We start from the raw sequence: 20,806 nt of genomic DNA, 5'->3' as shown, positions 1-20,806 counted from the left end.
ATCCGCAATGTCCGCAGGCAAGCTCCGCAAGCCTAGACTAGCGCTGGACCACCGGCGGCGAGGACTGCACCGCGCCCTGCCGGGCCGGCGCCGGATTGGCGGGGCGAGTGGCCGGCGGTTTTCTCTGCTGGCTCGGCCGCGCCGGCGTGGTCGCGGTCGGCGTATCGGTGGCAGCCGGTGCGCTGGCCGCCGGCGGCTGCGCCTCCTCGGCCGGCTCGACCGTGTCGTTCTGGATCTGCTTCTCCATCGCGCGCAGTTTCGCGACGTTCTTCTGGTGCGCGTCGTAGGTCTCGGTGAAGGCATGCCCGCCGGTGCCGTCCGCGACGAAATAGAGGTCGCGGGTGCGGGCCGGGTTGGCGGCAGCCTCGAGCGAGGCGCGGCCCGGATTGGAGATCGGACCCGGCGGCAGGCCCTCGATCACATAGGTGTTGTAGGGCGAGGGCTGCGTGATCTCGCTGCGCTTGATCGGGCGGCCCAGCGTGCCCTTGCCGCCGACGAGGCCATAGATGATCGTCGGGTCGGATTGCAGCTTGATCCTCTGCTTCAATCGATTGACGAACACCGCGGCGACGCGGCTGCGCTCGTCGGGCTTGCCGGTTTCCTTCTCGATGATGGACGCCAGCGTGACCAGCTGCTCCGGCGTCTTGACCGGAATGTCCGGATTGCGGCGCTCCCAGATCTCGGCCAGCACGCGCTTGTGCGCCTGCTGCATGCGCTGGACCACCTGCTCGCGCGGGGTGCCGCGCGGGAATTTGTAGGTCTCCGGCAACAGCGTGCCTTCGCGCGGCAGCTCGCGCACGCTGCCGGTGAAGATGTCGTTGTCGGACAGCCGCGCCACGATCTGCTCGGAGGTCAGGCCTTCCGGAATCGTGACGGCATGCTGCACCACCTTGCCCTCGACGATGGTCGCGATGACGTCGCGCAGCGACGCGTTCTTCTGGAACGAATACTCGCCCGGCTTGAGGTCAGAGCTCGCCTTCAACGCGGCGACGCTGGCGATGAACACCCAGGGATTGACGTCGGTCACGCCTTCCCGGTTCAGCGTCTCGGCGATGTCACGCTTGCCCGCGCGCTGCGGGATGTTGACGATCTTGTCGTCCTTCAGCGGTCCCGGCGCCTCGAGCATCTGCCGGCCGTAATAATAGACGCCGCCGGCGCCGAGCATGGTGATCAGCAGAAGAGTGATGATGGCGTTGCCGACGATCACGAGCGGATTGCGCGCGCGGTCCGATCGCTTGGGTGGCGGCGGGAGCTGCTCGGGCTCGAGCGCTGCCCGCGGACTCCGGGGTGAAATGGGCGGCCTTTCACTCATCGAAACAACCTGAATCCTGCCGGTTCAATCGCGGCCCGACAATCGCTTGCCCTGCCAAAATGCACGCGCCCACGTCCATGACTATCGCCGAATGCGGCAAAACGGTGGTTTCGTCTCAAACGCAACTAACTGACCAAGCGCCGGACGATCACCGACGCATTGGTACCGCCAAAACCAAAAGAGTTCGACAATGCGACGTTGACCTCACGCTCCTTCGCCTTGTGCGGCACGAGATCAATCGCAGTCTCGACCGACGGATTGTCGAGGTTAATCGTTGGCGGCACGACATTATCGCGAATCGCGAGAATCGCGAAGATCGCTTCGATCGCACCGGCCGCGCCGAGGAGATGGCCGGTCGACGACTTGGTCGAGGACATCGCAACCTTGGAGGCGGCATTGCCGAGCAGACGCTCGACCGCGCCGAGCTCAATCTCGTCGCCGAGCGGCGTCGAGGTGCCGTGCGCGTTGATGTAGTCGAGATCGGACGGCGTGAGGCCGGCGCGCTTCAGCGCCGCCGACATGCTGCGGAAGCCGCCATCGCCGTCGGGCGACGGCGAGGTGATGTGATAGGCGTCACCCGACAGGCCATAGCCGATCACCTCGGCATAGATCCTGGCGCCGCGGCGCCGGGCGTGATCGAGCTCTTCCAGCACGAGGACGCCGGCCCCCTCGCCCATCACGAAACCATCGCGGTCCTTGTCGTAGGGACGCGAGGCCTTCTCGGGTGTCTCGTTGAAACCAGTCGATAGCGCGCGCGCGGCGTTGAAGCCGGCAATGCCGATGCGGCCGATCGGCGACTCGGCACCTCCTGCGACCATCACATCGGCATCGCCGAGTGCGATCAGGCGGGCAGCATCGCCGACCGCATGAGCGCCGGTCGAGCAGGCGGTGACCACCGCATGGTTCGGCCCCTTCAGCCCGTGCGCGATCGAGACGTAGCCGGAGGCGAGATTGATCAGGCGGCCCGGAATGAAGAACGGCGACACCCGGCGCGGTCCGCGCTCCTTCAGGAGGATGGCGGTTTCGGCGATGCCGTTGAGGCCGCCGATGCCGGACCCGATCATGGTGCCGGTCGCGCACTTGTCCTCTTCAGTCTCGGGATGCCAGTTGGCGTCGTCGAGCGCCTGGCCGGCCGCGGCCATGCCGAAGATGATGAAGTCGTCGACCTTGCGCTGGTCCTTCGGCTCCATCCACTTGTCGGGGTTGAAGCTGTCGTTGGTCCCGTCGCCGCGCACGACCGTGCAGGCGATCTTGGTCTGAAGATCGGAGACATCGAAGCTCTCGATCCTGCGCGCACCGCTTTCGCCGTTGAGAATGCGCTTCCAGGTCGGTTCGACGCCACAGCCGAGTGGCGAGACCATGCCGAGGCCCGTGACGACAACCCGCCTCATATCCGAAAACTCCGCATCGAAAGATTCACGGCCAATAACAAGAAACCGGCTGACCGCTGCGAAGCGGCCCGTCCGGTTTCAATGTTGTCCCCGCGAAAATAGAAGAGCTTAGCTCTTCGCGTTCTTCTCGAGAAACTTCGTGGCATCGCCGACGGTGAGAATCGTTTCCGCAGCGTCGTCCGGAATCTCGCAACCGAATTCCTCCTCGAACGCCATCACCAGCTCGACGGTATCCAGACTGTCGGCGCCGAGGTCGTCGATGAAGCTCGCGTTGTCGACAACCTTCTCGGGCTCAACACCAAGGTGTTCGACCACGATCTTCTTAACCCGCTCGCCAATGTCACTCATTGCTTAACCTCGTGTTGTTCCCTGTAGACCCGACCCCCCGGGACGATACGAGCCGTCGTGGTCGTTTGACTGCCTTCGCTTACGAACTTGATTTGGCCCATCCTAACCGATGCAGGCCCCGGCGAAAGACGGCCAAAGGCTCCGCATCGCCAATATACAGGGTTTCAAAAACCTGCAATGGCGTTCTTTGCCCATCCGTTGAAGGTCCGGTTATCATACTTCAATTGCGTTGACTACAAGCCTCATTTCGCTCCGGAAACGGCCGTTTGCCGCATCGGGCACCGCCTTGACGGCGGTGCGGCACGAGGCGTCAGATCATGGCCATGCCGCCGTTGACGTGGATGGTCTGCCCGGTGACATAGGATGCCTCGTTCGAACTCAGGTAGACCGCGGCCGCTGCGATGTCCTCGGGCGTCCCCAGTCGGGCGGCCGGAACCTTGCTGAGAATCGTTTCACGCTGCTTGTCGTTGAGCGCATCCGTCATCGGCGTCTTGATGAAGCCGGGCGCGATGCAGTTCGCGGTGACGCCACGCTTGGCGTATTCGGCGCCCAACGTCTTGATCATGCCGATCAGGCCCGCCTTCGACGCGGTATAATTGCCCTGTCCCGGATTGCCGGTGACACCGACCACCGAGGTGATGGCGATGATGCGGCCGAAGCGCTTGCGCATCATCAGCTTGGTCGCGGCGCGCGCCAGGCGGAAGGTCGCGGTCAGATTGACATTGATGACCTCGTCCCAGTCCTCGTCACGGAGTTGCACGAAGAGATTGTCGCGCGTGATGCCCGCATTGGCGATGAGAATGTCGACCTGGCCCATCGCCGCTTCCGCAGCCGGCACCAGCGCCTCGACCTCGTCAGCCTTGGAAAGATTGCAGGGCAGCACATGGGCGCGCTCGCCGAGCTTGCCCGCAAGCTCGTCCAGCACTTCCTTCCGCGTCCCCGATATCGCGACGGTGGCGCCCTGCGCGTGCAGCGCCTGCGCGATCGCGCCGCCGATGCCGCCGGTCGCCCCGGTGACAAGCGCCTTTCGGCCAGTCAGATCGAACATCGATAACTCCTCCAAAGCACGACCCGGAAAAATGCGCAGCGGTTTACCGGAAAGATCGTGCGTCAACTCGAGAACTCAAGCGCGACGACCATTCATCGTGCTTCAAGCCTGCTTCGCAGCGGCCAATGCATCCTTGGCGGCGGCAATATCGTTCGGACCGCCGACAGCAATGCCGACGGCACCGTCCGCGATGCGCTTCACAAGACCTGTCAGCACCTTGCCGGCGCCGATCTCGAAGAAGCGGGTGACGCCCTGCCCGGCCATATAAGCGACCGACTCGCGCCAGCGCACCGTGCCGGTGACCTGCTCGACCAGGCGGCGGCGGATCTCGTCGGGATCAGTGATGGCGCTCGCCAGCACGTTCGACACCAGCGGCGCGGCCGGTGTCTTGATCGTGACCTTGGCCAGCGCGTCCGCCATGGCGTCCGCAGCCGGCTGCATCAGCTTGCAATGGAACGGCGCGGACACCGGCAGCAGCATCGCCCGCTTGGCGCCCTTGGCCTTGGCGATCTCGACGGCGCGATCGACCGCGGCCTTGTCGCCCGAGACCACTACCTGTCCGCCGCCATTGTCGTTGGCGGCCTGGCAGACCTGCCCCTGCGCCGCCTCGTTGGCGACCTCCATGGCGGCTTCGTAGTCGAGGCCGAGCAGCGCGGCCATCGCACCGGCGCCGACCGGGACAGCCTTTTGCATTGCGAGACCGCGCGTGCGAAGCAGACGGGCGGTATCCGAAACGGTCAGGCTGCCGGCCGCGGCCAGCGCCGAATATTCACCAAGCGAATGACCGGCGACGAAGGCCGCATCTCGTCCCACGGAAAAACCAGCCTCAGCCTCGAGCACGCGCAGCGTGGCGACAGACACCGCCATCAGCGCCGGCTGGGCGTTCTCAGTGAGCTGGAGGGTTTCGGCCGGACCTTCCCAGATGACGGCCGTCAGCTTCTCCCCAAGCGCGGCATCGACCTCGTCGAACACGGCGCGCGCCACCGGAAAGGCGTCGGCCAGGGCCTTGCCCATGCCGACTGCCTGGGAACCCTGCCCAGGAAATGTGAATGCAGCCGTCATCGGCGCTCCCTGCTTGTCGGGCATGGTCCCTGCGAGAACCGGCAGCCGATGTGGCACGGCCTTGTACGCACGGTCTTGGGCCATGGTTCCGGATCATGCTCCAAAGGGGGCCGTAGACACCGTCCGGGGCTGCACTGTCAAGCCGAGATGGGAGCTTCGACCAGCATTCAACCGGGAATGCGCCCCCTCAGAACCCGCCGGCGGTCTGGTTGGCATCGACGTCCGCCCCGGCCTGCGCGCGGCGCGCACTGTTGACGAGTTGCCCCGGCCGATCCTCGCGATCCGGCCTGGCCGTCGCCAGCCGCAACACCGCCGCGTAGTTCGGCTGCACTTCCATGCGACCGGCGTGCCGGCTCGCACTCAGGAGGCGATGCACCTTCGGCAGATTGTAGCAGGGTACGTAGAACAAGAGATGATGCTCGAGGTGATAGTTCACGTAGTACGGCGCGACGAACAGGCGCTCGAGAAAATTGGCATGTGTGGTGCGGGTGTTGCGCAGGGGATCGCTGCTATCGGGGACGACGGCGTGCTCTGCAATGTTGCGAATGCGGGTGATGACCATCATCCAGGTCAGGAGCGGCACCAGCCATAGCAGCGGATAGGCCCACCACACGCCGGCCGCAGCGAGCGCCGCAAACATGATCGCGTTGACGACACATTGCGGGCCAAGCTTCTCCCAGAAATGCGCCGCACGCTGCCGCCACGGCCACTCCTTTGGCCCAAGCGCGTTGAGCAATTGCGCTTTGCGCTGCTGGTAGCCGGTCTGGCCGGTGATGTCGCGAAAGAACTTGCGGCGATAACTCAGCCTGGTGATCGGAAACGGCGCCGACAGCACGAGATCAGGATCGTCCTCCTGCTGGGTGCGCGCATGATGCTGCAGGTGATAGCGCCGGTAGCTGCGCGTCTCCGCAAACAGCGGATAAGCGCAGAACCACTGGCTCAGCGCCAGATTGGTCTTCTCGTCGGCGGACAGGCAGCCATGCGCACCGTCATGCATCAGGATCGCAAGGCCGAGCTGGCGCGAGCCGATGATGGCGACGGCGAGGACGTAGGTGATCGGATTGGGCCACCACGCGACCAGGGCGATCGCTCCTGATATCAGCGCCCAGGCGTGCGCGATCAGTGCAGCGCCTTTCCATGTCACGCGCTGGCGCACATCCGCCAATTGATCGTCGGTCAGGAAATCGCGGGCACGCATGCGAAGCGCGGTCATGGCCTAACCCTCTCCATTCGAATTGCTGGATGCGCCGGCCTCCTCGACGAGACGCAGACGCCCCGTGTCGCCGGTGGATTTCGCCTGCTCGCCCAGCACGCGCAGCATCTCGGCGCAGAGCTCCTCGGGCGAACGGCCCATGGCGTAGCCTTCGAGGATGACGCCGATGGCGACGGCCCAGAACCGCCGCGAGCTTTCGTCGGGCGCGCGCAGGGAGCGCCAGCCGTGCCGCGTCACCTGGCTCGCATAGGCGCGCGCGCCTTCGCCGTGCAGGCGTTCGATGGTGCGCTCGACCAGCGGTGCCAGATCCTGGCGACGACGTGTCAATGTCAGCGCTTCCGCGAAGAAAGCGACCGAATCGCTCGCCGTGACCGTCTCGGCCAGCGCGTGGGTATATTCCCGGGGCGTGCGCGCCCTTAGCGCCGCCTGCTCGGTGGTCCGCGCCAGATACAGCAGATCGCGGCAGGCGCATTCGACGAACAGCGCCTCCTTGGTGCGGAAGTAATAGGTGATCTGGCTCGGGAACGCGTCCGCGGCGGCCGCGATGTCGGTGATTGCCGTGCCAGACAGCCCGCGCTCCCGAAATAGCGGGCTCGCAGCATCCAGGAGCAGCGACCGCATTTTGCGGCCGGCCGAACGCGTCGCACGCGCGGCGTGCTTGGGGTCGCCTGCCGCCTCGAGCGGCTCATGGGCCGGGGTTTCCGCCATGGAGGTCCTCTTCGCTGATTTATTTGTATGACATACAAACAAATAGATCAAGCCCGGATGCGGTATGGAAGGATGGTGTGATCTCGCCGCGCCCGGGTATCCGGGCCGAAACCTGGCCCCCAAACTTGCAAAGCCGGCCAAAATCCGTATAAGGCGCGCATCCGCAGACCCCGGCCGGGAGCTGAACGGACGGTCTCAGCAAATCATTCGTGATTTTGGTGTGGCAGGGCCAGTCGGCCCGTCGTCCCGTGTTTCCGCCTTCTGAGCTTCATCCCAGAGTCCTTTCCGAAGGTCTCTTAAGGGCTTGACGCCGGGCGATGCGCCAACATGAGGAAAGGACTTCCATGCCTCTTTACGAGCATGTTTTTCTCGCGCGTCAGGACGCGAGCCCGCAGCAGGTCGAAGAGCTGACTGCGCAGATGACCGGCATCGTCGAAGGTCTCGGCGGCAAGGTCACCAAGACCGAGAATTGGGGCGTGCGCTCCCTCACCTACCGCATGAACAAGAACCGCAAGGCGCACTTCGTGCTGCTCAACATCGACGCGCCGTCAGCGGCGATCGCCGAGATCGAGCGCCAGGAGCGCATCAGCGAAGACGTGATCCGCTATCTCAGCGTCCGCGTCGAGGAACTCGAGGAAGGCCCGTCCGCGATGATGCGCAAGGCCGACCGCGATCGCGAGCGTGACGACCGTGGTGGCGGCTTCCGCGGTGAGCGTGAAGGCGGCTTCCGTGGCGACCGCGAGGGCGGTTTCCGTGGTGGCGATCGCGACGGTGGCGGCTTCCGCGGTGACCGCGGCCCGCGCCGTCCGCGCGAGGAAGCTGAAACCACGACGGAAGGGGAGTAAGAACAATGGCTGAAGCTGGTGCACGTCGCCCGTTTTTCCGTCGTCGCAAGAGCTGCCCGTTCACGGGCGCCAATGCGCCGAAGATCGACTACAAGGACTCCAAGCTGCTGATGCGTTACGTCTCCGAGCGCGGCAAGATCGTGCCGAGCCGCATCACCGCGGTGTCCGCGAAGAAGCAGCGTGAGCTCGCCCGCGCCATCAAGCGCGCGCGCTTCCTGGGCCTCTTGCCCTACGTCATTCGCTGATACGACCAGTTCGACCGGCGGCCGCTGGGCCGCCGGTCGTGACTTTCTGAACTCATAAGGCTTCCGGGTCGTCCGGTCGCCGATGGTTGGGGCAAACGACGCCTCTAACCGCTCGAAGGGAGCGGGACAGCTGATGATGGCCTTTGGACTGATAGCCCTGATCGCCGGCGCCGCGTCGGCCCTGATGTTCGCCTCGATCATCTCGGGCGCGCTGATCTCGCTCGTCCTGTTTTACCTCGCACCTCTGCCGCTGATGGTCGCCGCGATCGGCTGGGGACCGCTTTGCGCGAGCCTCGGCGGCATTGCCGCCGCGATCGGCCTCGGCGCCCTGTTCGGCCTGCCCTACTGCATCGCCTTCGCCGTCACCGTCGCATTGCCGGCCTGGTGGCTTGGTCATCTCGTCCTGCTCGGCCGGCAGGTGGGAAGCCTCACGCCCGACGCCGCCGCCGAACCGCCGGCAAAGCCCGAGATCGAGTGGTATCCGGTCGGCCGCATCCTGCTCTGGATTGCAGGCTTTGCCACGCTGACCACGATGGCCGCCCTGCTCACGCTCGGCACCGACGCCGAGACCATCACCGGCACGCTGCGGCGCGGCCTGATGCGCCTCCTTCGCACCACCGACCCGCAAACCTCGGGCGAAGCCAGCCAATTCGTCGACGCGCTGGTGCGCATCGTACCGGCCGGCGCCACCATCATCGCGATGATGACACTGACTCTCAACCTCTGGCTCAGCGCCAAGGTGACGGCGACGTCGGGCCGGCTGCGCCGTCCCTGGCCGGATCTGATGACGGCCGAGCTGCCGCCAATGACCCTGGTGGCGCTCTGCATCGCGCTCGCCTTGTGCTTCACCGGCGGGCTGCCTGCCATCGTCGCGCAGATCGCCACGGCCGCGCTGATGATGGCCTATGCGCTGACCGGTTTCGCCGTGCTGCATACGCTGACGCTCGCGCTGAAGAGTCGCACGTTCTGGCTCGGCTCGACCTACGCCGTCGTCGTCGTGTTCGGATGGCCCGTGATCGCGATGGTGATCCTGGGTCTTGCGGATGCCGTGTTCGGCTTTCGCGAGCGCTTCCTGCGCAGCCGGCAGCCGCCCCCACTGCCGACCCCTTAAGTCACCCCGAAACTGAAACCTACAGAGCACTTCAAGAGGAGAACGAATATGGAAGTCATTTTGCTGGAACGCGTCAACAAGCTCGGCCAGATGGGCGAAGTCGTGAAGGTTCGCGACGGCTACGCTCGCAATTTCCTGCTCAAGCGCGGCAAGGCGCTGCGCGCCACCGCCGACAACCGTGCCAGATATGACGGCATGAAGGCCGACCTCGAAGCCCGCAATCTCCAGGCCAAGGGCGAAGCGTCCAAGGTCGCCGAGAAGATCCAGGGCAAGAACATCATCGTGATCCGCCAGGCCTCCGAAGCCGGCCAGCTGTTCGGCTCGGTCACCGTGCGCGACATCGTCATGGCGTTCGAGGCCGACGGCGTCCACCTCGACCGCCCGCAGGTGCAGCTCGACGCGCCGATCAAGACCATCGGCAAGCACACGGTCACGGTTGCGATTCATCCCGAAGTCGAGGTCGAGATCACCGTCACGGTCGCGCGCAGCCAGGACGAAGCCGAGCGCATCAACCGCGGCGAGGACATCTCGACCCGCAACGAAGACCGCGACGCGGCCGCCGAGGCGATCGCCGCCGCCGGCGAGTTCTTCGATCCGGAAGCCGAGCACGACGAGGTCGAGCCGGCCCCGGCTGCGGAAGAGAAGTAAGGCCACAAGCCGTCATTCCGGGATGGTCCGAAGGACCAGACCTCAGGTGCGCAATTGCGCACCGGGGAATCTCGCGATTCTCAGGCGCGCAATTGCGCACCAGAGTTCTCGCTTCGCGAGCCCCGGAATGACGGCAGTAGAGATCAGCCCGGTCGTCTCAGGCGGCCGGGCTTTTCGTTTTGCCGGCGACCTCCTCGCTCAACATCGCGATCGAGGCCAACGCGGTTGCCGTGTGCTTCTCGACACCGTCGCTGACGCAGAACACATCGGCGGCAACCACCGCGACCTGTCGGCCCGGCTTGATCACCTTTGCCCGGCAGATCAGCTTTTCGCCGACCGCTGGCGACAACAAATTGAGCTTGTATTCGGCCGTCAGCGCCGACTGGCCGCGCGAGGTGGCGGCAGCGATCGTCGTGGCGTTGTCGACCAGGAAGGCGGTAACGCCGCCATGGAAGAAGCCGTGCTGCTGAAGCAACTCCGGCCGGCGCTCCACCGCGATGGTGCAGGTGCCGCGCGACAATTCGGACAGCTCGGCGCCCACCAGGTTCATGAAACCCTGCCGGCCGACATTGGCGTGGATGCGCTCGGCAATTGGCGCGAATTCCGGATCAGCTTCGGCCCGCATGCAGTCTCTCCCTATTTCTTGTTGATGCGATCGAACGGCCTCAGCGCACGAATGGCGCAAGCGATCAGCGTGTCGGCCTCAATGCGCGGATCGGTGCGGTCGCGCCCCGACAGAAAGGCACGGCAGAAGATCTGCGCCGGACCGATCAGCTGGCTGACGAACATCACCGGCGTCATCGGCAGAAGCTCGCGGCTTGCAACCAGCGGCGCGCGCCAGCGCTCGATGCCTTCGGCAAGCCGCGCGTTCTGGGCGCGCTGGGCATCGCGCACGTCCTCGCCCCATTCGCTGCGCGAAATCTCGAAGAGGTAGCGCGCCTCGCGCCGGCTGGTGACGACCCAGTCGAGATGGGCCCGGATCAAGCGATCGATGCCCTGCTCCGCATCGGGCGCAGGATCGAGCGCGGCCAGCACCGCGGCATGGTAGTGCCGCAAGACCTCCAGAAACAGCGCACCGGCGAGCTCCTTCTTCGAGCCGAAGACGTGAAAGAAGCTGCCGTTGGAGGCGCGGGCCCGGGTGCGGATCGCGGCCACCGTCGCCGCTTCGAAACCGACGCGGTCGAACACCTGCAGCCCGGCTGCCAACAGGTCGTCCCGCACGCTCGTCACCATCGCCAACTCCTAGAGCATCACTCTAGAGCGGCACTCTAGCGCAGGTCAATATGATACGGAGGCCGCGATGAAAGCGGCCTCCGTGTATCAAGCCAAAGAACGTCGCGGATTTAGCGCGAGATCGGCGGTGCGGGCGGACCGGATGACTCGGCCGGTACCGCGGGCGGAGCTGCAGCGGTCGCGGGCCGTGCCGGCTCCTGCTGCGGCTTGGCCGCCGGCTCAGGGCTGGCCGCAGGCGCGGCCGGCCTGGAAGCAGCCTCTTCCGCCGGCTTGGGCAAGGCCGGCTCGGCGGGCTTTGCCGCGGCAGGTGCCGCCGGCGTCACCTGCGGGACCGGGTCGGGTTGCAATGCCGGAGCCTCGCTGCCGCGCGGCTCGACCTTTGAGCTATCCGGCTTGGCCTCAACGGGATTCTCGGATGCCTTGCTGCTGTCGGGCTCGGCCTTGGCGCTGTCGGGCTTGACGGTCTGCGGCCTTGGCTCGCTCTTCTTGTCCTCGGCAGCTGGCGCGGCGGCATCGACCTTCGGGGCTTCCTCAGTGCCCGGCTTGGCGCGCCGCTTGCCTTTGCGCGCCTCGGGCGCTGCCTGTCCCTCCGGCGTCGCGCTTTCCTCGGCGGGCCGCGCAGCGCGCTTCTGGCGCGCGCCCTCGGGCACCGGAGTAGCACCCTCGCCTTCCGGCTTGGCGGCCTCTTGCGAACGGTGGCGGCGGCCCCGATGCTCAGGTGACTGGCCCGGAGCGGTATTGGATTCCTTCTCCTTGGCTCCGTCCTTCTTGCCGTCCTTGGCCTGGTAGCGGGTGTCGGTGGCACCGTTGGAGATCAGGTAGGAGGCAAGGACGCCCGCCATGTCCGAGCTCGTGGTGTAGTGCTGGCGCAGGAATCCCGGCAGCGAACCCGGCGCCACGGACTTCAAAAGTCCGCGCGGGCTCTTGTGGCAGGCATTGCAGGTCTGCGCGAAAAGCTGGGACGGGGTCTTGCCGGCCTCGAGGTTCGTCGCCTGCGCAAAAACGGTATCGGCCGCGCCGAAGCCGGTCAGAAGCAATACCGTCGCGAGGCTGAGCGCTCGGCTCGACATTCCCATCATCTCCATTGAATTCCGCGAATGCAGCCGGCCTCCGGCGCGGCGGCGGTCATCTTTTAACCGATTGAGCTGCGAATGGAAGCAGGCTGCACGCGCAAGGATGTGATTAAGCTATTTTCGAATATCGGCTTTGAATACAGCGCAATAGCGCTGCCGGAACCGCCTCGCTAGATTTGGATGCAAACGCATAGGAACTGCTGCGGCGCCTGGGCGTCAGATGTGAAGGCCGGGTTAGTCGCATCTTTCGGGTTCGCTCGAGAGGAAATGCCGATGGACCGTTTGTTACACAGATTCCTGTCTCAGTTCATCCGGCGCGGGTCGATGACGGTGACCAGCGCAAACGGATCGAAGTTCACCGTCGGCGACGGCTCCGGCGAGCCGGTCGCGGTGCGCTTCGTCACCGCGGACGCGGAGCGGAAGAGCCTCATCAATCCCGAGCTCGGGCTCGGCGAGGCCTATATGGACGGCGAGTTCGTGGTCGAGCGCGGCACCATAGCGGATGCCCTCGCGATCCTGCTCGATCAACCCGACCTATTGCCGCACTGGGCAAAGCCGTGGTGGCACCTGCGCTACCTGACGCGGCACCTGAAGCAATTCAATCCCCGCACCCGCTCCCGCCACAACGTCGCCCATCACTATGATCTCGACGGCCGGCTCTATTCGCTCTTTCTCGATGCCGACAAGCAATATAGCTGCGCCTATTTCGAAACGCCCGAGATGCCGCTCGACGACGCGCAGCTCGCCAAGAAACGGCACATTGCAGCGAAGCTTCTCGTCAACGACGGGCAGCGCGTGCTCGACATCGGCTCCGGCTGGGGCGGCCTCGGGCTCTACCTCGCCGAGATCGCGGGCGCCGATGTCACCGGCATCACGCTGTCGACCGAGCAGTTGCAGGTCGCCAATACGCGCGCTGCCGAAAAGGGCCTGACGGGCTCCGCCAGATTCCTGCTCCAGGATTATCGCGACATTGACGGTACGTTCGACCGCATCGTCTCGGTCGGCATGTTGGAACATGTCGGGGCAAGGTTCTACGAGGCCTACTTCCAACGCTGCGCCGAATTGCTGCGCGAGGACGGCGTCATGCTGCTGCACGCGATCGGCCGTTCGCAGGGCCCGGACTCGACCAATCCCTGGATCGCCAAATACATCTTCCCCGGCGGCTATATCCCCGCCCTCTCCGAGGTGCTGCAGGCGATCGAGCGAGCGGGCCTCCTGGTCTGCGACATCGAGATTCTGCGCCTGCACTATGCCGAGACGCTGAAGGCCTGGCGGGAGCGCTTCATGGCGCGGCGCGAGGAGGCGGTGCAGCTCTACGACGAGCGCTTCGCCCTGATGTGGGAGTTCTATCTGGCGGCCTGCGAGATGACGTTCCGCAAGCAAGCGATGATGAATTTCCAGATCCAGATTACCCGTCGCCAGGGCGTGGTGCCGATGACCCGCGACTACATCGAGCGGGAGGAAGCCCGGCTGCGGGCGCGTGAAGGCTCGGCCGTGCCCAGGCTGAAGCTGGCTGGTGAATAGATCCAGGTCCTAGTGACGCAAGGTCGACATCCGGGAGGTCCGGAAAGAGGCCGTGAGTGCCAGTCGTGCACGCAGTTGCTGCAGGATCTCGGGTGCGACCGGCTGGCGACGGACGTCAGGCCGTTCCGCGTGCTCCATGGCCGCGATCAACCCGGAGAGCCAGAGCCGGCTGCCAGCCTCGCTTCGCCAGTTCTGGTGCTGCCGTTCTGGCTGCATCGCTCGCCTCATGTCTCTGTTGGCGCGGAAATGGACAATCCCCGGGCCCGCCTGCCTGTTCCGCATTATCCCCGAAAGAATCCGGGGAGATGTGATCTGCTTCACATAAGTCTGGTCGGGCCTGTCTTAGACCGTCGCCATGAGCAAAGAGACCCGAACCTCATTCGACGTGCCGGACGACCTGCGTACCGATTATGCCCTGATCGTCACCGGCGTCGGGGCCGCCCTCGTTGCGCTGGTCTACCTCCTGCTGGTCTGAACCGAGCCGAACGCGGCCAGCGTGCGTCATTTCGCGCGCTCTCAATAGGTCTGCGCGCCAATCGATAGGGTTCATGGGTTTCGGGATTTTTCCATGGCACGCTCGCGGCCTCTGGGACGAGTGAGTTCCGCGGAAATCCGTCAAGCGCGGCGCATGCTGCGACTGCTAATCATCCACCATTTTAACTGAGCGGTTGATAGCGGTCAGCTTTTGCTTCCGCTTTCGCGTGGGGCGGCGCTTTATCCCGGCCCCGCATCCGCCCAAGAAAATTGCTAAGCACGTCCGACCATGGCCCTGACTGATTCGAACGTTCTCAAACTCGCGCCCGATGCCGGAACTCCCGCCTATCGGAGCGCGCCGCACAATATCGAGGCGGAACAGAGCCTTCTGGGCGCGGTCCTCGTCAACAACGACGCCTTCTACCGCGTCTCCGACTTCCTGGAGGCGAAGCATTTCTTCGAGCCACTGCACCAGACGATCTTCGAGACCGCCGGCAGCCTGATCCGGATGGGCAAGATCGCGACGCCCGTCACGCTGAAGACGTTCCTGCCCGCCGATACCGATGTCGGTGGCATGACCATCGGGCAATATCTTGCGCGGCTGGCAGCTGAAGCGACCACCATCATCAACGCCCAAGACTACGGCCGCACCGTCTACGACCTGTCGTTGCGGCGCGACCTGATCGGCATCGGCGAGGACATGGTCAACGTCGCCTATGACGCCCCGGTCGATTTCCAGCCACGCGCCCAGATCGAGGACGCCGAGCGAAAGCTGTACGAACTCGCCGAGTCCGGCCGCTATGACGGCGGCTTCCAGAAATTCTCCCAGGCGCTGACGGTCGCGGTCGATCTCGCGGCAAAGGCGTTCCAGCGCGACGGAAAGCTGTCCGGCATCTCGACCGGCCTGCGCGACCTCGACACCAAGATGGGCGGCCTGCAGCACTCCGACCTCATCATCGTCGCGGGACGTCCCGGCATGGGCAAGACCTCGCTGGCGACCAACATCGCCTACAACGTCGCGCAAGCCTACGTGCCGGAACTTCAGGCCGACGGCACCATGAAAGCCGCCAATGGCGGCGTGATCGGCTTCTTCTCCTGCGAAATGTCGGCCGACCAGCTCGCCACGCGTATCGTGGCCGAGCGCACCGGCATTCCCTCCTCCCACATCCGGCGCGGCGGCATCTCGGAAGCCGATTTCGAGAAGATCCGGCAGGTCTCGATCGAGCTGCAGTCGCTGCCCTTCTACGTCGATGCCACCGGCGGCCTCTCGATCGCGCAGCTGATGGCGCGCGCGCGCCGGCTCAAGCGCCAGAAGGGCCTCGACCTCCTCGTGATCGACTACATCCAGCTTCTGTCCGGCTCCAGCAAGCGCGCCAACGACAGCCGTGTGCAGGAAATCACGGAGATCACGACCAGCCTCAAGGCGCTGGCCAAGGAGCTCAACGTTCCCGTGATCGCGCTGTCGCAGCTTTCGCGTCAGGTGGAATCGCGCGACGACAAGCGGCCGCAGCTCTCGGACCTGCGCGAATCCGGTTCGATCGAGCAGGACGCCGACGTCGTGCTGTTCGTGTTCCGCGAGGAATATTACCTCGCCATGAAGGAGCCGCGTCCCGGCACCGAGGAACACGCCAAATGGCAGGCCGACATGGAGCGCACGGTGGGCCGGGCCGAAGTCATCATCGGCAAGCAGCGCCACGGGCCGACCGGCACGGTCGAGCTGCACTTCGATGCCTCGGTCACGCGCTTCGGCGACCTCGCGCATGACGGCCAGCTGCCGGATCGCAGCGACTACTAGATTGTTCCCCGGGTTGAACCAAACCTGCCTCTTGCGTAAAACGGCGCCATGACAATGGCGTCCGACCCGAAAACGATTCCGCAATCCGGCCCTCTCTCCGCAGGGGCCGATCAGGCTGCCGCGCTCGCGGCCTATGGCGGCGTGCTGACCGTCGATCTCGACGCGATCATCGCCAATTGGCGCAAGCTCGAGAAGACGGCGGTGCCGGCCGAATGCTCGGCGGTGATCAAGGCCGACGCCTATGGCTGCGGCGCCGAGCAGGTGTCGCGAGCCCTGAGCAAGGCGGGCTGCAGGACCTTCTTCGTCGCCACCATCGAGGAAGCGCGCAAGGTGCGCGCGGCCGTTCCGGAGCCCACGATCTACGTGCTCGGGGGCTATTTCCAGAACACCGGCGAGCACTACGCCAAGATCAATTGCCGTCCGGTGATCGGCGATCTCAACGAGCTCGCCGAATGGGACGTATTCTGCCGCCGCAGCGGCTGGACCGGCGGCGCGGCTGTTCACATCGACACCGGCATGAACCGGCTCGGCCTGACGCTTGCGGACGCGCAGGCCATCATCCCCCGCATCAATGCCGGCGATCACGGCATCACGCTGGTGATGAGCCATCTGGTCTCGGCCGAGCAGCTCAACAGCCCGCTGAATGCCAAACAGCTCGCGACCTTCCGCAGCATTGCCAGTGAATTCTCAGGCGTCCCGGCGGCCCTCGCCAATTCCTCCGGCATCTTCCTCGGCGCACCATTCCAGTTCGACCTGGTGCGACCGGGGGCTGCGCTCTACGGCGTCAACCCGACGCCGGAGGCCGACAATCCGATGCAGCCGGTGGTCGAGCTCAAGGCGCGCATCGTGCAAATCCGCAATATCGAGCGCGGCGAGAGCGTCGGCTATGGCGGCACCTGGACCGCGCGGCGGCCGACGAAACTTGCGATCATCGCGGTCGGCTATGCCGACGGCTATTTCCGCGCCGCCAGCTCCAATGACGGCACCCGCGGCGCCGAGGTCATCGTGGCCGGCAAGCGCTGCCCGATCGCGGGCCGCATCTCGATGGACCTGATCGCCATCGACATCACCGACCTGCCGCCGAACGCGGCACGGCGCGGTCACATGGTCACGCTGCTCGGCGACGGCATCACCGTCGACGAACTCGCACACCATTTCGGCACGATCGGCTACGAGGTGCTGACCAGCCTCGGCCCCCGTTATGCCCGCATCTACAAGGGCGGCGATGCGGTGGAGCCGCTGGAACGGCCGGCGCCGCCGACGGGAGCCGAGCAGCCGCTCTCGCCGCCGCCGAGCTGAGCCTCGGCGGGCGCCCCGGACGCAGCGCAGTGCGCCGCGCTTCGCGGCGTAGTGCGCGGCAGGAGCCGGGGCCCATCTCTTCGCATTGGACTGTGCCGCCTTCTGGGTCCCGGCTCGCGCTACGCACGTCCGGGACACGGAAGGGATTGCTTACTTCTTCTTCCTGCTGTCCAACGCCGTCTTGCAGGTGTCGCTGAGCTGATCGCGCTTGCCGTTGAGGCAGGCGACGACGCGGCCGCCACCGGGCGCGATGCCGGCGCAGAATTTGTCGTAGTCTGCCTTGCACGCACCACGCGGGTCGGACGACTGTGCCGACGCGAGCCCGGAGAACGCGACGGCGACGACGATAGCGGCAAAGCTCAACTTGGACATGGTATCTCCGGTGAGGAAGGCAGGAGCCGGTAGCTCTACATGAAGATCGCGACATTCAACATCAACAACATCAACCGCCGCCTGCCCAATCTGTTGGCATGGATGCGCGTCGCAAGGCCCGATGTCGTCGCGCTTCAAGAGTTGAAGGCAAGTGATGGCGAATTTCCGGCGGCTGCGATCGAAAAGGCCGGCTACGGCGCGGTCTGGTGTGGACAAAAGACGTGGAACGGCGTCGCCATCCTGGCCCGCAATGCCGAGCCCATTCTCACCCGCGACCGCTTGCCGGGAAGGCCTGACGATCTCGAAGCCCGCTACATCGAAGCCGCCGTGCGCGGCATCATCGTCACCAGCATCTACCTGCCGAACGGCAATCCGCAGCCGGGACCGAAATTCGACTACAAGCTCGACTGGTTCGCGCGGCTCAGGCGCCACGCCAGAACGTTCATCAAGCAGGACCTGCCCGTTGTGCTCGCCGGCGACTACAACGTCGCGCCAACCGAGATCGACATCTACCCGACGCGCTCGTGGAACAAGGATGCGCTGATCCAGCCGAAGAGCCGCGCGGCGTTTGCCTCGCTGGTCGAACAAGGCTGGTGCGACGCGATCCGCGAGTTCCATCCGGACGAGCGCATCTACACGTTCTGGGACTACAAGCGAAACCGCTGGCCGCGCGACGCAGGCCTGCGGCTCGATCATCTCCTGCTCAGCCCTGCCCTCGCCCCGCGCCTGGCAAAAGCCGGCGTCGACAGGAAGATCCGCGGCGAGGATGGTGCGAGCGATCACGCGCCGGCATGGGTGGTGTTGCGGTGACCCTCACCACAAATTCCTGCCGTCGATGACGTTCACAGGCACCGCATCCAGATCGAAATCGTCGTAGCCGGCCCCTGCTGCCGACATGCTTTCAGCAGCGGGACGGTCAAAACAAAAAAATGAAAAACAACCCCATGCACAGTAGCCGACCCCTGTCCGGTCAATGGCTTACGGCTATTCCGAAATATACGTTGATCCGTCGGGCAAAACACTGGCATGATGTCACCATCGAAAGACGTCCACCCGCATCGCCGGCAGCGAGAGCCCTTCAGACTGCCCCGTCATCCGGAATGTTGAGAAGAGTTCCACAAGCCTTGCAATGCACCGCATCGGCGTCATGCCTCTGGAGCCCGCAAGCCGGACACGGAAATCGCACCTTGTTGGGACTGAGGAGCGCGCGGGCGAGATTGAAGAACAGCGTTACGCCGAAGATCATGATCACGACGGTTATCAAGCGACCGACCGTGCCCGACAGGGTAATGTCGCCAAAGCCGGTCGTCGTCAGTGCCGTGACGGTGAAATACAGGGCATCGGCATAGTTCCGGATCTCGTCGTTGCGAAACTTCTGAGTCTCGTAAACGATCCCGGTCATGACGAATATGAAGACTGCCAGGTTCGTGACGGCGAAGATGACGTCTTCGTTGCGACGAAAGAACGGAGAATCGATGCGCAACCTCACCAGCATCTGGTAGTCACGAAGCAGCCCCAAGGTTCGCAGGATCCGGAGAAAACCGCCAGCCTCGCCGGCAAGCGGTGCCAGGAAGGATACGATCGCAACCATGTCGGCCCACGTTGCGATCTCAGTGAATTTTCGAAACGGATGCCGATCGACGAGGAGCCGAGCCGAGAAGTCGGCAAGCAGCATGACGCCGAACAGGACATCGAGCGTTTCAATGATCTCACTGGGCTGCAGGAATGAGGTTGCGATGATGAACAGCACCGTCACGATGTCGAAGGCGAGCAGCGCATAGCGGAAGCGCACGCCGCTCGGCGTTGCGCCCTCGTAAAGGCGGCGGACGCTGCTTCTGAGAGACGTGAAGGTCATCGAATCATGATTGCGACTTGCACCGATGATTGCAACTCTGAACGCGCGCTGCAAACTCCAGCCCGATCGCTGCCATCTCTGGCTGGAACAGGAGATCATTTGCCGACCTGAGGGGTGGCCCGGACGATTCAGGAACGAGAAAGCCGACGCGGCTTTCAGCTCCGTTTCGGGGGCTGAATGCTCAAATCCGAGGTATACTGGAAGTTCGCCGAGCAATATCTAGCGCGCGCCAACGATGGAAGATCGGCTCGTCAATGTCCTTCTGAGCGTTTCCAAAGCCTATCTCGCAGTGGCGCGCCGGCTGGACCTCCTTGCGTCCAATGAATACCAGGAGAGCGGGAGGATGGCCGGTCGGGACATCTCGGACTGAGTCGTGTGGTGAAGCGAGTGGCGGGACAAGGGCGGTCCCGAAGGAACCGCTTGGTGTCTCGTCGCGACCTGCGGTCTCACTGGAGCGCGGCCGGCATTCGCCCTCCCCGCCACCTCCGGTTACACTGCTCCGACTCCCGGAGCGCCCGCCCTTGGCCTTCCTCTTCGTCCTCACCGTCGGCCTCGCCGCCGGCACCATCTCCGGCATCGTCGGCACCGGCTCGTCGATCATGCTGATGCCGGTGCTCGTCTATGCCTATGGGCCGAAGGAGGCCGTGCCGATCATGGCGGTCGCCTCCGTGATGGCGAACTTTTCACGGATCCTGGCCTGGTGGCGTGAGGTCGATTGGCGAGCCTGCGCGGCCTATTCGGTCACGGGCATTCCGGCCGCAGCGCTCGGCGCGCGGACGTTGCTGGCGCTCCCCTCGCACGTCGTCGATCTCGCCATCGGCATCTTCCTGATCGCGATGGTGCCGGTGCGGCACTGGCTGGCGCGGCATGACCTCAAGGCCAATCTCTGGCATCTGGCCGTCGGCGGCGCATTCATCGGCTATCTCACAGGCATCGTGGTCTCGACCGGCCCGCTCAGCGTGCCGCTGTTCCTGTTCTACGGGCTCAGCAAGGGCGCCTTCCTCGCCACCGAAGCGGCCTCTTCGCTCGGCCTCTACTTCGCGAAATCAGTGACCTTCGAGCGTTTCGGCGCGCTGACGGGCGATGTGTTCTTGAAGGGCCTGATCGCGGGCTCCTCGCTGATGTCAGGTGCCTTCATCGCAAAACGCTTCGTGCTGCATCTGAAGGCAGACGTGTTCCGCCTGGTGATGGACGCGATCATGATCGCAGCCGGCCTCTCGATGCTCTGGAGCGCGGCTCAGCCGTAAGAC

General features: G+C 64.8%; 22 protein-coding genes. 9 read left to right on the top strand and 13 right to left on the bottom strand.

Features of this window, described 5'->3' with window-relative positions:
* Positions 1 to 37: 37 nt before the first annotated feature.
* From mltG to ACSHT2_RS00720, 7 genes are all read right to left on the bottom strand, one after another.
* Positions 38 to 1,312, bottom strand: a complete 1,275-nt coding sequence (gene mltG, locus ACSHT2_RS00750) for an endolytic transglycosylase MltG (protein WP_440639955.1) — start codon at positions 1,310 to 1,312, stop codon at positions 38 to 40.
* Between the two features lie 125 nt (positions 1,313 to 1,437).
* Positions 1,438 to 2,703, bottom strand: a complete 1,266-nt coding sequence (fabF, locus tag ACSHT2_RS00745) for a beta-ketoacyl-ACP synthase II (RefSeq protein WP_440639954.1) — start codon at positions 2,701 to 2,703, stop codon at positions 1,438 to 1,440.
* A 108-nt stretch (positions 2,704 to 2,811) separates the two neighbouring features.
* Positions 2,812 to 3,051: an acyl carrier protein gene (locus tag ACSHT2_RS00740; RefSeq protein ID WP_008551805.1), complete on the bottom strand. Its 240-nt coding sequence runs from the start codon at positions 3,049 to 3,051 to the stop codon at positions 2,812 to 2,814.
* A gap of 310 nt (positions 3,052 to 3,361) precedes the next feature.
* A complete protein-coding gene (fabG, locus tag ACSHT2_RS00735; protein WP_319329312.1) occupies positions 3,362 to 4,099 on the bottom strand; it encodes a 3-oxoacyl-[acyl-carrier-protein] reductase in 738 nt (245 codons plus the stop codon).
* Positions 4,100 to 4,201: 102 nt separating this feature from the next.
* Positions 4,202 to 5,161: an ACP S-malonyltransferase gene (fabD, locus tag ACSHT2_RS00730; RefSeq protein WP_440639953.1), complete on the bottom strand. Its 960-nt coding sequence runs from the start codon at positions 5,159 to 5,161 to the stop codon at positions 4,202 to 4,204.
* Between the two features lie 187 nt (positions 5,162 to 5,348).
* Entirely contained in the window at positions 5,349 to 6,374 is a 1,026-nt protein-coding gene (locus ACSHT2_RS00725; RefSeq protein ID WP_440639952.1) for a fatty acid desaturase family protein, read from the bottom strand.
* Between the two features lie 3 nt (positions 6,375 to 6,377).
* Complete coding sequence (locus ACSHT2_RS00720; RefSeq protein ID WP_440639951.1) at positions 6,378 to 7,082, bottom strand: TetR/AcrR family transcriptional regulator C-terminal domain-containing protein; 705 nt, start codon at positions 7,080 to 7,082, stop codon at positions 6,378 to 6,380.
* 344 nt (positions 7,083 to 7,426) lie between these two features.
* Here ACSHT2_RS00720 and rpsF point away from each other — a divergent pair, with 344 nt between their 5' ends.
* The 4 genes from rpsF (at position 7,427) to rplI (ending at position 9,931) form a co-directional block, all read left to right on the top strand.
* The gene (gene rpsF / locus ACSHT2_RS00715; protein WP_319329305.1) at positions 7,427 to 7,927 is read left to right on the top strand and encodes a 30S ribosomal protein S6; all 501 of its coding nucleotides are present in this window, start codon (positions 7,427 to 7,429) and stop codon (positions 7,925 to 7,927) included.
* A 5-nt stretch (positions 7,928 to 7,932) separates the two neighbouring features.
* Complete coding sequence (gene rpsR, locus ACSHT2_RS00710; protein WP_007592020.1) at positions 7,933 to 8,172, top strand: 30S ribosomal protein S18; 240 nt, start codon at positions 7,933 to 7,935, stop codon at positions 8,170 to 8,172.
* Positions 8,173 to 8,305: 133 nt separating this feature from the next.
* Positions 8,306 to 9,283: a hypothetical protein gene (locus tag ACSHT2_RS00705; RefSeq protein ID WP_440639950.1), complete on the top strand. Its 978-nt coding sequence runs from the start codon at positions 8,306 to 8,308 to the stop codon at positions 9,281 to 9,283.
* A 48-nt stretch (positions 9,284 to 9,331) separates the two neighbouring features.
* Complete coding sequence (rplI, locus tag ACSHT2_RS00700) at positions 9,332 to 9,931, top strand: 50S ribosomal protein L9 (protein ID WP_440639949.1); 600 nt, start codon at positions 9,332 to 9,334, stop codon at positions 9,929 to 9,931.
* A 157-nt stretch (positions 9,932 to 10,088) separates the two neighbouring features.
* On the opposite strand, the gene ACSHT2_RS00695 is transcribed toward rplI, so the two are convergent.
* The 3 genes from ACSHT2_RS00695 to ACSHT2_RS00685 form a co-directional block, all read right to left on the bottom strand.
* Entirely contained in the window at positions 10,089 to 10,556 is a 468-nt protein-coding gene (locus ACSHT2_RS00695; protein ID WP_440639948.1) for a PaaI family thioesterase, read from the bottom strand.
* Between the two features lie 11 nt (positions 10,557 to 10,567).
* Positions 10,568 to 11,164, bottom strand: coding sequence for a TetR/AcrR family transcriptional regulator (locus ACSHT2_RS00690; RefSeq protein ID WP_440639947.1), 597 nt, complete (start codon positions 11,162 to 11,164; stop codon positions 10,568 to 10,570).
* Positions 11,165 to 11,274: 110 nt separating this feature from the next.
* Positions 11,275 to 12,234 carry a hypothetical protein gene (locus tag ACSHT2_RS00685; protein WP_440639946.1) on the bottom strand — a complete coding sequence of 320 codons (960 nt, stop codon included), beginning with the start codon at positions 12,232 to 12,234 and terminating at the stop codon, positions 11,275 to 11,277.
* Between the two features lie 276 nt (positions 12,235 to 12,510).
* Between ACSHT2_RS00685 and ACSHT2_RS00680 the strand changes: the two genes are divergently transcribed.
* Positions 12,511 to 13,761: a class I SAM-dependent methyltransferase gene (locus ACSHT2_RS00680; protein WP_440639945.1), complete on the top strand. Its 1,251-nt coding sequence runs from the start codon at positions 12,511 to 12,513 to the stop codon at positions 13,759 to 13,761.
* 9 nt (positions 13,762 to 13,770) lie between these two features.
* Here ACSHT2_RS00680 and ACSHT2_RS00675 read toward each other — a convergent pair whose 3' ends face one another.
* Complete coding sequence (locus ACSHT2_RS00675) at positions 13,771 to 13,977, bottom strand: transcriptional regulator (RefSeq protein ID WP_440639944.1); 207 nt, start codon at positions 13,975 to 13,977, stop codon at positions 13,771 to 13,773.
* A 547-nt stretch (positions 13,978 to 14,524) separates the two neighbouring features.
* Here ACSHT2_RS00675 and ACSHT2_RS00670 point away from each other — a divergent pair.
* Complete coding sequence (locus ACSHT2_RS00670) at positions 14,525 to 16,030, top strand: replicative DNA helicase (protein ID WP_440639943.1); 1,506 nt, start codon at positions 14,525 to 14,527, stop codon at positions 16,028 to 16,030.
* A gap of 54 nt (positions 16,031 to 16,084) precedes the next feature.
* Positions 16,085 to 17,329, top strand: coding sequence for an alanine racemase (alr, locus tag ACSHT2_RS00665; RefSeq protein ID WP_440643012.1), 1,245 nt, complete (start codon positions 16,085 to 16,087; stop codon positions 17,327 to 17,329).
* 150 nt (positions 17,330 to 17,479) lie between these two features.
* On the opposite strand, the gene ACSHT2_RS00660 is transcribed toward alr, so the two are convergent.
* Positions 17,480 to 17,701: a cysteine rich repeat-containing protein gene (locus ACSHT2_RS00660; protein ID WP_440639942.1), complete on the bottom strand. Its 222-nt coding sequence runs from the start codon at positions 17,699 to 17,701 to the stop codon at positions 17,480 to 17,482.
* 39 nt (positions 17,702 to 17,740) lie between these two features.
* Here ACSHT2_RS00660 and ACSHT2_RS00655 point away from each other — a divergent pair, with 39 nt between their 5' ends.
* Positions 17,741 to 18,511: an exodeoxyribonuclease III gene (locus ACSHT2_RS00655; protein WP_440639941.1), complete on the top strand. Its 771-nt coding sequence runs from the start codon at positions 17,741 to 17,743 to the stop codon at positions 18,509 to 18,511.
* 268 nt (positions 18,512 to 18,779) lie between these two features.
* Here ACSHT2_RS00655 and ACSHT2_RS00650 read toward each other — a convergent pair whose 3' ends face one another.
* The gene (locus ACSHT2_RS00650) at positions 18,780 to 19,556 is read right to left on the bottom strand and encodes a potassium channel family protein (protein WP_440643011.1); all 777 of its coding nucleotides are present in this window, start codon (positions 19,554 to 19,556) and stop codon (positions 18,780 to 18,782) included.
* 521 nt (positions 19,557 to 20,077) lie between these two features.
* On the opposite strand from ACSHT2_RS00650, the gene ACSHT2_RS00645 reads away from it, so the two are divergent.
* The gene (locus ACSHT2_RS00645) at positions 20,078 to 20,803 is read left to right on the top strand and encodes a sulfite exporter TauE/SafE family protein (protein WP_440639940.1); all 726 of its coding nucleotides are present in this window, start codon (positions 20,078 to 20,080) and stop codon (positions 20,801 to 20,803) included.
* The last annotated feature ends 3 nt before the right edge of the window (positions 20,804 to 20,806 follow it).

Source organism: Bradyrhizobium sp. PUT101 (assembly GCF_052043945.1).
Taxonomy (GTDB): Bacteria; Pseudomonadota; Alphaproteobacteria; order Rhizobiales; family Xanthobacteraceae; genus Bradyrhizobium.
Note: the sequence above shows the minus strand (reverse complement) of the source record. Positions and strands in the feature narration are given on the sequence as shown.